Source organism: Amycolatopsis sp. CFH S0740 (assembly GCF_004522315.1).
GTDB lineage: Bacteria > Actinomycetota > Actinomycetes > Mycobacteriales > Pseudonocardiaceae > Amycolatopsis > Amycolatopsis nivea.
This window is the reverse complement of the sequence record NZ_SDLS01000024.1, coordinates 43,246-53,377: the sequence shown is the minus strand read 5'-3', so window position 1 is coordinate 53,377 and position 10,132 is coordinate 43,246. Positions and strand designations below refer to the sequence as shown.

Here is a 10,132-nt window from a genome sequence, read left to right as displayed (position 1 = left end):
GCACGGCACGGCACGGCACGGCACGGCACGGCACGGCACGGAGGATCAAACCACCGAAGCCGCGTCAGCCGTAACGGTCACCGCAGCCGTAGCCACAGCCGCTGGCGGGTCGAAACTGCAGCAGCCGAAAGTGTCGTAGCCGAAAGCTCAGCAGACCTCAGAGTTTGACCATCGGCACACTGCCGATCAGCATCAGCCGGACCTTCCCGGAAGCTCCGAAGTCGATCGTCGCCGTCGCGCGGGGGCCGATGCCGTCGCAAGAAATAACGGTGCCCAGGCCGTACTTGTCGTGGCTTACGCGGTCTCCGACGTCCAGTTTCAGCGCCACCGTGTCCTTCCACGCCTTGCCGAACGGCGAGCTCGAGGACGTCGACGACGAGGAGGACCGGCGGCCCCACGTCGTCGCGGCTCGGGGGCCTGACGAGGAACCGGACGAGGAGCCGAAGTTGCCGAAGCCTGGGGATGACGGTTCCAGGCGGCGCCAGTCGACCAGGTCCGGCGGCAGCTCGTCCAGGAAGCGGGACGCGGGGTTCATCTGCGGCTGTCCCCACGCGGACCGGGTGAGGGCGCGGGATACGTAAAGTCGTTGCCGCGCACGGGTGATCGCCACGTAGGCCAGGCGGCGTTCCTCGGCCAGTTCAGCCGGGTCGCCCAGGGCGCGCATGTGCGGGAAGACTCCGTCTTCCCAGCCGGTGCAGAAGACGACTGGGTATTCCAGGCCCTTGGCGGTGTGCACGGTCATCAGGGTGACCACGCCCGCGCCGCCGTCGCCTTCTTCGCCGCCGTCTGGGGACGGGATCGAGTCGGCGTCTGCGACGAGCGAGACTCGTTCCAGGAAGGCAGGCAGAGAACCTGGGGCGGGGACGCCGTCGTCCAGGACCAGTTCCGCGTTTTCGTCGTTGGTGACCTCGGCGGTGAACTCGGCGAATTCGCGTGCCACCGTCACCAGTTCGGTGAGGTTTTCGACGCGCGACGCGTCCTGCGGGTCGTCCGATTCCTCGAGCTCCGCGCGGTAGCCGGTGCGCTCCAGGACCGCTTCGAGCAGGTCGTGGACCTCGGTGCCGGACGACGCCATCTCCTGCAGTTCGTCCAGCAGCGTCACGAAGCCGGTGATCGCCTTGGCCGAGCGCGGGTTCAGCAGCGCCACCTTGTCGTCCACCGCGTCGCGCAATGCGGCCCAGAACGAGATGCGCTCCCGCTCCGCGTGCGTCGCCACGACTGCTTCGGCTCGGTCGCCGATGCCGCGCTTGGGGACGTTGAGAATCCGGCGCAGGCTGACCGTGTCATCGGGATTCGCGAGGACCCGCAGGTACGCGATCATGTCGCGCACTTCGCGCCGTTCATAGAACCGCACGCCGCCGACGACCTTGTACGGCAGGCCGAGCCGGATGAAGATTTCCTCGAACACTCGCGACTGGTTGTTGGTGCGGTAGAACACCGCGACGTCCGAGTAGTCCGCCTCGCCCTTCTCCGCCAGCGAGTCGATCTCCCCCGCGACGAACGCGGCCTCGTCGTGGTCGTTGTCCGACACGTAGCCGACGATCTTCTCGCCGTCGCCCGAATCGGTCCACAGCCGCTTGGCTCGCCGGTTGGGGTTGCGGGCGATCACCGCGTTGGCCGCGGACAGGATCGTTTGCGTGGAACGGTAGTTCTGCTCCAGCAGAATCGTGTGCGCGTTCGGGAAGTCGCGTTCGAATTCCTCGATGTTGCGGATGGTGGCGCCGCGGAAGGCGTAGATGGACTGGTCCGCGTCACCCACCACGCACAGTTCGGCGGGCTCGATCCCGGTGTCCGTGGCTTCGGTGCCGGCGAGCGCGCGCACCAGGGTGTACTGCGCGTGGTTGGTGTCCTGGTACTCGTCGACCAGGACGTGCCGGAAGCGCCGCCGGTAGTACTCCGCGACGTCCGGGAACGCTTGCAGCAACGACACTGTCCGCATGATCAGGTCGTCGAAGTCGAACGCGTTCGCGCTCGCCAGCCTGCGCTGGTACTCGGTGTAGACCTCGGCGACCCGCCGCTCCAGGTCGTTCGCCGCCTTCGAGGCCGCGTCGTCCGGATCGACCAGTTCGTTCTTCAGGTTCGAGATGTGCACCGCGAGCGTGCGCGCGGCGTACTTCTTCGGGTCGATGTCGAGATCGCGCGCCACGAGCGTGATGAGCCGCTTCGTGTCGTCCGAGTCGTAGATGGAGAAACTCGACGACATGCCGAGCGTTTTCGCCTCGCGGCGCAGGATCCGCACGCACATCGAGTGGAACGTGGACACCCACATCGCGTTCGCGCGTTTGCCGACGAGCGCCGCGACGCGTTCGCGCATCTCGGCGGCGGCCTTGTTGGTGAACGTGATCGCCATGATCTCGCCCGGATGCACGCCGCGCTGGCCGAGCAGGTAGGCGATCCGGCGCGTGAGCACGCGCGTCTTGCCCGATCCGGCTCCCGCGACGACCAGCAGCGGACCTCCGGCGTGCGTCACCGCCTCGCGCTGGGCGGGGTTGAGGTCCTCGAGCAGGTCTGCGGTTCCCGGCCGGGCAGCGCGGGCGGGCGGGTCTGCGGGGAGATCGAAGAGGGTGTCCATCGTCTGTCAACGCTACCCCGGGGGTACGACAGTCCCGGAACAGCCACGGGGTCGGCCTGCGCTTCCGGACGTACGCCGCAGTGTCGCCTCGCGTCCGACGCGCGACGCCGCCGCGGCGCGGAGCATCGAATGGCATGGACGACAAGATTCCCGCCCGGCTGAGGGCTTCCGACGGCGATCGCGAGCGCGTCGCCGAGACCATCCAGGCCGCCGGTTCCGACGGACGGCTCACTCTCGAAGAGGTGGAAGAGCGGCTGCGCACGGTCTACGCCACCCGCTACACCGACGAACTCGGCGAACTCACCGCCGATCTCCCCCGGACGGCGCCTGCCCGGCCGCGCGGCGGCGGCTGGCCGCTGACCCGGGCCGCGCTGCGCGAACATCCGGCGCTGCGCGTCCACCTCGGCATCGTCGCCGTGCTCGCGACCTTGCTGATCGTTCGCTGGGCGATCGGCGGCGCGTTCTTCTTCTGGCCGGCGATGCCGTTGTTCTGGCTGTTCATCAGCCTGGTGCTGCACGCGCGGGTGCGGGCGTTCCGCGGGCGGCCGGGCGCGCCTGTGCCATACTGAATCCGTGCGGCACAGCAGCGAGCGATTTTTTTACGGGACCCGGACTCCGGCTCCCGTGATCGCGTAGTGCCCCACCCGCCATCACCCGCAGCCCCGGAGTCCACTGGACCCGGGGCTTTCGCCGTCCCTGGGACAGGGAGTCCGGACTTCAGAGAGGTCCCGATGAACGCGCAGACGCAGAACGCCGACGGACAGCCCGCCGAGCACACCCCGGCGGGCGAGGACATCTCGTCGCTTCGCGAGGAGATCGACTGGCTCGACTCCGAAATCCTCCGGCTCGTGAAGCGCCGGGTCGAGGTGTCGAAGACCATCGGCGCGGCCCGGATGGCCGCGGGCGGCACGAAAATCGTCTACAACCGCGAGATGGACGTGCTGGCGCGCTACCGCGAACTGGGTCCGGAGGGCCGTCAGCTGGCGATGCTGCTGCTGAACCTCGGGCGCGGCAGGCTGGGCCGCTGACCCGGTATCCGGGGCATCCCCGATTCGCGCGGCAGGGAAACCGGGCAGACTGGACACATGATTAACCTCATCGCCGTCATCATCGCGATCGCGAGCGTGCTGGCGGCCCTCGGCCACGTCGGCTACCTGGCGCTGCTGAACAACGCGGCGGGCAAGCGGGCGGGCGGGGCCCCGGTGGCGCAGTACGTGCGCAGCCGCTGGGCTCTGGCCGGCGGCGCCACGGCGGCCTCGCTGTTCGCGTGGCTGCTCACTTCCGGCAACGTCGTGCTGGACGTTCTCGCCATCGTCATCGCGGTCGGTAGCGGCGCGACGTCGATGAAGGCCCTCCAGTCCACGCAGGCGAAGTACCGCAGCGGCGGCTGACCAGCCCCCGAACTGGGCAAACGCCGGGCGGGACGCTGCGCTGCGTGACGTGCCGCCCGTTCGGGCGCGCCCGGTCGAGTGAAACCGGTGCAAGTTGCAGGATGGGTGAAGACATTCGCCTGCCGGTTTCCTACTGTGAAGTCCGTGAGGACCCTGGCGTCTATGCCGGGCTATGCCCGGAGGACGCGCGGGAGCTGCGGCTCCGCGCGCCGTTCTCCGCGTGCGCGTGCATTTGCGCGGGAGTTCGCAAGTGTGGACGCAAGCGTCGTTCTCCTCGTCCCTGCTCCGTTCGGGTTGACGGCCGCTCCGGCGCCGTCACGCCCCCCTCGCGGAGGGGTCGGACCGGCATGACGGGAAACACGATGGGCGGTCGGCGGCACGCGGACCGTCCCGGCGCGGTGTCGGACGCCGAGGTCACCGTTCCCGGACGGCACCGCGTCCGCGCCGACGGCACCTGGACCCCGGTGGTGCCGCCCCGCACCGCCGGACATCACCGGCACCGCACCGGTGCCGCGCCTGCCGTCGACGGTGCCCCGGTGCAGCGAGGCAGCGAGAACCCGCGGCTGCGCGGCGCACCGGCCCCGCGCGCGAACCGCGTGCCCGACGACGGGAACCGCCCGGCCCCCAACCCGCCGGTTTTCCCCACCGCGAGCGGCACGTTGCCGATCGGCGAACCGCCGTTGCCGCAGCCGCAGCGCCGCCGGGCGACGAGCGATCGCCGCGCCCCCGCCGAACCCCCGCGCCGCCGGGCCTCCGCCCCGGACCGGCTGGCCGAGCCTCGCCAGACTGCTGCTTTCCCCGGACAGCCGTCCGAATCCCGCGGCCGCCAGACCGCCGCCCAGCCAGCCGCTCCCCAAGACCAGCAGGTCGCGGCCCCGCTGGCCCGTCAGCCCGAATCCCGCGCCGCCTTCGCTCCCCCGCAGGACCGGATCCCCGAGGAGCACCGCGCCTTCGCCCCGCCGGAAAGCGCACTCCCCCAGCCGACCCGGCGCACCCGGCAGGAACGCGTCGCCACCACGTCCGCCGCGCTGGCCAACCGGCCGGAAAGCCCCCGCGAGCGGGTCGAGCTGAACCCGGTCGCGGAGGAACCGCCCCGGCGCCAGCGCGTCACGCTCGGCGAACCGGCCGTATCGGCGCGGGAAAACCAAGAGCAGCAGGACGACGAGGTGCGCGTGTACGCCGCGCCGCTGCTGGACGGCCTCGGCACGTTCGATCTCGGCTCGGTGCCCGCGTCGGTCACCCCGCCGAAGACCTGGCGCAAGGCCGCGTGGTTCGCCACCGGCGCGTCCGGCGCGGTGGTCGTCGGACTGCTGTTCGCCGGGACGTTCCTGGTCGGCGGGCCCACCACCACGACGACCGACGCGGTCGGCGGCGGTGGCTGGCCCGGCAGGCAGAACGGCGGCAACCCGAACCTCAGCGCGCTCATCCCGAACGGGCAGCACGGCGGGGTCGGCGGCAGCGTCCCGCGCAGCGACTCCAGCACCAGCCCGGACGGCGTCACCTCGGACAACGGCACGCATCCGCAGCAGGGCTCCGGACCCGACAGTTCCGCGAGCAGCAGTTCGGCAGGCGTGACCACGTCGGCGGTCCCCGGCACCGGCAGCAGCACGTCCGCGCCGACCACCACGGACTCGCCCTCGTCCAGCGAGCCGCCGCAGAAGCCGCCGGTCACTCCCGCTGAGCGGGAAACGAAAGGACCGCCGGTCTTCACCGCCGGCGACGCGGACACGATGGGGAACAACTCGGAGAAGTTCTTCAACAACGTCACGACCGACCCGTCGGAGGCCTCGTCGGTCACGTCCGGCGACCTCAAGCAGCAGGGCCCGCAGGGGCTGCGCAAGCGCTACGCCGACGTCGCGTATTTCGAGGTCAAGAAGGTCACCATCGACCCGCAGCACGGCACCACGGTGAACACGGTCGAGGTCACGCACCAGGACGGCAGCAAGAGCACCGAGCAGCAGACGCTCACCTTCGACGACAACGGCAAGATCACCGACGACGGGCGCTGACCAGCACACTGTCTGCAAATGCCGATGCACGTGCGGTGCGGTGAGCGGTTGTTCCCTCGTCCGGTTGGGTGACATAAGCTGCCGTTCGTCGTACGACGGCGGCATTCCGGCGACGGAGTCTGGCGGCAGCCGGTCGGCACAGGGTTACCTGGCGACTACGAGGTCCGGGCCGACCACGAATCGCCTCGGACCGCCCCGGGGACACCGCCACCGTGTCGTGTCCCGCCCCGAACCCCCAGAGCGAGGACTTTCGTGCTTGAACGGCAGCGAACCCGGCGAGAACCCGACGCCGTGCGCGTCGAGGACGTGATCCCGCCGGAACTGCTCGAGGACGTGGCCGAGGCCGACCGCGAATATCTCGAGCAGGTGTTCCGCGAACCGCAGAAGTACCTGCCGCCGCGCACCCGCCGCCCGGTCGCCCAGGCCGCGGAACCCGTCGAAGAGCCCGAAAGCAAGCTCGCCCGCCGCGCGAAGCTGGCCGGGCTCGTCGGAGCGGGCGCGCTCGTCGCCGGCGCCGTCGTCACCGCCTCGCTGCTCAGCGGCGGCCCGCGACCCACCGTGCCGGTCGCCGGAGGAGCCGCGATGCCCGCCGGGTTCAGCGGCGCGGCAGCGCTCGGCGGACAGGCCGTGCCGCAGCAGCGCAAGGTCCACTCGTCCGGCGGCACGACGTCGGGGCAGAGCGAAAGCACGACGCAGTCCCAGCACACCGGCTCCACGGCCACCACGCCGTCGAACTCGGGCGCCACGACCCCGGAAACCACTTCCGGCACTTCGTCGTCCGTCTCCTCGAGCACCGCGCCCTCGGCGGAATCGCACAAGAAGTCCGCCACCTCGTCCGCGGCCGCGCCGGATCCGGTGAAGCTCGAAGCGGTGCGCAAGTTCTACGCCTCGATCGACCACCAGCCGGAGAACGCGCTTTCGCTGCTCAGCCCGAGCGCCGCGCGCGGCGAAACGGGCGATCTGGTCCGCGCGTGGAGCGGTGCCGACTCGATCGACGTCCAGGAACTGCACGTCCAGGACGACGGTTCGGTCTTCGCCGTGGCGCTGGTCCACCAGGCCGACGGAACCCTCTTGCGCGTGACCCAATTGTTCGACGTCGTCGAGCAGGATGTGATCTCGCAGGCCCGCGTCCTGTCCGCGGTCTACTCCTGACCTGCGCGAACGTGGTTGTGCCGGGTCGGCCGAAGTGTGCCGCGTGCGTGTGCGCAGAGTGAGCGCCTAGCCTTGTCACGGGTCGGTCTCGGCAAAACCGGCACACGGTCCACAGCAGGTGCCTACGCTCCGGTGCTGCGGCGGGTTCGAACTCACCCCTTTGGGGTAGAACAGTCCCGCCCCGGGAAGTCGGAGCCCCAAAGGGAGGTCGCGTGAGCGACGAGGGTCGTCTGGTCGCCGACCGGTACCGGATCGTCGGGAAAATCGGTTCCGGCGCGATGGGGGCCGTCTGGCGCGCCCACGACGAGGTGCTGGGCCGTACGGTCGCCATCAAGCAACTTCTTCTCCAGCCCGGGCTGGAGAACCACGAGGCGGAGGACGCCCGGCAGCGCACCATGCGCGAGGGCCGGATCGCCGCCCGGCTGCACCACCCGAACGCGATCACCGTGTTCGACGTCGTCACCGACGACAACGGCCAGCCCTGCCTGATCATGGAATACCTGGCGTCCACCAGCCTGGCGCAGGTGCTGCAGGAAAAGGGCACCCTGCCGCCGATGGAGGTCGCCCGGATCGGCGCGCAGATCGCCGCCGCCCTGCGCGAGGCGCACGCGGTCGGCATCGTGCACCGCGACATCAAGCCGGGCAACATCCTGCTCGCGGGCAACGGCACGGTGAAGATCACCGACTTCGGCATCTCGCGGGCCAAGGACGACGTCACGGTCACCAAGACCGGGATGATCGCGGGCACCCCCGCCTACCTGGCCCCCGAGGTCGCGATCGGCGGCGACCCCGGCCCCGAGTCGGACGTCTTCTCGCTCGGCTCGACGCTGTACGCCGCCTGCGAGGGACAGCCGCCGTTCGGTCTGTCCGAGAACACGCTGAGCCTGCTGCACGCGGTCGCCGCGGGGCAGATCAACCCGCCGCGGCAGTCCGGTCCGCTGGCAAGCGTGCTCGCGGTGCTGCTGCACCCGGAGACCCAGCACCGGCCCACCGCCGACGAATGCGAGGAGCTGCTGGCCGCGGTCGCGCGCGGCGAGACCCCGCTCGGCGGTCCGGACGCCGACACGATGATGGCCTCGTCCTCGGGCACTCTCGGCGCGGCCGCGCTCGGTGCGGCGGGCGGCGCGGCGGCCGCTGGTCTGCTGCATCCCGACGACGAACAGGCCGGCCACTCCGGCACGCTGCTCGACGACCCGGGCGTCACCCAGCAGTACGACCCGAGCGCGCAGCAGTACTACGACGAGGACCCGTACCCGCCGGGCTCCGGCTATCCGGAAGACGACTACGACGACCGCAGCTACCAGCAGGACGGCTACCACCAGGAGCCGCCGCTCTACGGCGACCCGAGCCGCAACGGCCTCGCCGCCACCCGCGCGGTGCCGGTGCCGGACCACTACGAGGACGACCCGTACGACGAGGAGCCCGCGCCGCGGACCCGCGTGCAGACCGCGCCCGAGGACGACGAGGACGAGAAGCCCGGCGCGTGGAAGAAGCCCGCGATCATCGGCGGCGTCGTGGTCGTCGGCCTGGTCGCGCTCGGCGTGTGGCTGCTGACTCCGGGCAATCCGCCGGACGCTTCGCAGCCCGCGCCGCCCGTTTCGTCGTCCGCGGTCGCGCCGACGTCCGTCACACAGCCGCCTTCGGAAGCAACCACTACGTCCCCGCCTACGTCTTCCCGGGAAAGCGCGACCCGCGAGACCCAGTCGACGCGGCACTCGCGGCGGACCACTTCTGCGGAGGACACTCCGACGCAGGAACAGCCGTCGAAGACGCGAGAGTCGCAGACGTCGTCGCCGTCTAAGCCGAAGCCGCCGGAAAGCTCGGCGACAGCGCCGCCGACTGCGACCAGCTAGCGATCCAGGGACAGCATTGAGTTCAGAAGGCAGCATCGTCGGCGAGCGGTACCGGCTCGACCAGCCGATCGGGCGCGGACGCGCGGGCATCGTGTGGCTCGCGTTCGACACGCGGCTGTTCCGGACCGTCGCCGTCAAACGCATGTACCTGCCCGTCGGCCTGCCGCCGGACCGTGCCGAACAGGCGCGCGCGATGGCGATGGAAGAGGGCAAGGCCGCGGCGCGGATCGATCATCCGTGCGCGATCACGGTGTACGACGTGCTGCCCGACGGCCAGGACGTGTGGCTGGTCATGGAGTACATCCCGTCGCGCGGGATGTCGGTTTTCCTCGCCGAGCACGGCCGGCTCACTCCGGAGCAGGCCGCGTTCCTGGGCATCCAGCTCGGCGACGCGATGGCGTCGATTCACTCGGCGGGCATCGTCCACCGCACGCTCGAACCGAACACGGTGCTGCTCGCGGACGACGGCAGCGTCAAGCTGACCGACATCGGCATCACCGGCGGCGGTCCGCACGCCGCTTACCGAGCGCCTGAGGTCACGCGCGGCGCGCCTCCGTCTGCAGCTGCAGACGTGTTCTCGCTGGGCGCGACGCTGTACACGGCGGTCGAGGGTGTGCCGCCGTTCGGTGACGACGGCCAGTCCCCGGAACGACCGCCGGAGAACGCCGGCCCGCTCGCCGGGGCGTTGCAGAAGATGCTGCGCGCCGACCCGGCAGCCCGGCCGACCATGGACGACACCGTGCACGCGTTGAAGGCGATCACCGTCGGACGCGAGCAGACCGCGTTCATCCCGCCGACCGCGCCTGCGTTGCCGACGCTTCCGGCGTCGCGGCCGCTGCCCGCGCAGCCGCCCAATGTCCCAGAGCCGACCCAGCAGATCCTGCCGCAACAACAGCCGCAGCAACCGGCTCCGCTAATGCAGCTTCCGGTCCAGCAGGTGCCGCAGGCTCCCGCTCCGGCGCAGCCAATGCAGCAGCAGACGATGCAGCAGCCGACCGCCCGGTACACGCCCACCCCGGCGCAGCAGGCCGCGTCCGCGCAGGCTGTTCGGGAGAAGGCGGCGGCGCGGCGACGGATCATCCTCACCGTCGCGGCGATCCTGTGCGCGATCCTGATCGGGATCGGCGTCTCGCAGCTGCTGTTCGTCTGAGCCGA

Annotated in this window: 8 protein-coding genes; 7 read left to right on the top strand and 1 reads right to left on the bottom strand. The window is 70.7% G+C overall.

Going from position 1 to position 10,132, the window contains the following annotated elements:
* Positions 1–157 precede the first annotated feature (157 nt).
* A complete protein-coding gene (pcrA, locus tag EIZ45_RS32435; RefSeq protein ID WP_134667614.1) occupies positions 158–2,572 on the bottom strand; it encodes a DNA helicase PcrA in 2,415 nt (804 codons plus the stop codon).
* 134 nt (positions 2,573–2,706) lie between these two features.
* Here pcrA and EIZ45_RS32430 point away from each other — a divergent pair, with 134 nt between their 5' ends.
* From EIZ45_RS32430 to EIZ45_RS32400, 7 genes are all read left to right on the top strand, one after another.
* Positions 2,707–3,141, top strand: coding sequence for a DUF1707 domain-containing protein (locus EIZ45_RS32430; RefSeq protein ID WP_134667616.1), 435 nt, complete (start codon positions 2,707–2,709; stop codon positions 3,139–3,141).
* 162 nt (positions 3,142–3,303) lie between these two features.
* Positions 3,304–3,600 carry a chorismate mutase gene (locus EIZ45_RS32425; RefSeq protein WP_009072470.1) on the top strand — a complete coding sequence of 99 codons (297 nt, stop codon included), beginning with the start codon at positions 3,304–3,306 and terminating at the stop codon, positions 3,598–3,600.
* Between the two features lie 57 nt (positions 3,601–3,657).
* Positions 3,658–3,963 carry a hypothetical protein gene (locus EIZ45_RS32420; RefSeq protein ID WP_037816187.1) on the top strand — a complete coding sequence of 102 codons (306 nt, stop codon included), beginning with the start codon at positions 3,658–3,660 and terminating at the stop codon, positions 3,961–3,963.
* A 347-nt stretch (positions 3,964–4,310) separates the two neighbouring features.
* Positions 4,311–5,972 carry a hypothetical protein gene (locus EIZ45_RS32415; protein ID WP_240690855.1) on the top strand — a complete coding sequence of 554 codons (1,662 nt, stop codon included), beginning with the start codon at positions 4,311–4,313 and terminating at the stop codon, positions 5,970–5,972.
* A 252-nt stretch (positions 5,973–6,224) separates the two neighbouring features.
* Entirely contained in the window at positions 6,225–7,124 is a 900-nt protein-coding gene (locus EIZ45_RS32410; protein ID WP_134667619.1) for a hypothetical protein, read from the top strand.
* Positions 7,125–7,336: 212 nt separating this feature from the next.
* Entirely contained in the window at positions 7,337–8,977 is a 1,641-nt protein-coding gene (locus EIZ45_RS32405) for a serine/threonine-protein kinase (protein ID WP_134667621.1), read from the top strand.
* 16 nt (positions 8,978–8,993) lie between these two features.
* Complete coding sequence (locus EIZ45_RS32400; protein WP_134667623.1) at positions 8,994–10,127, top strand: serine/threonine-protein kinase; 1,134 nt, start codon at positions 8,994–8,996, stop codon at positions 10,125–10,127.
* Positions 10,128–10,132 lie beyond the last annotated feature (5 nt).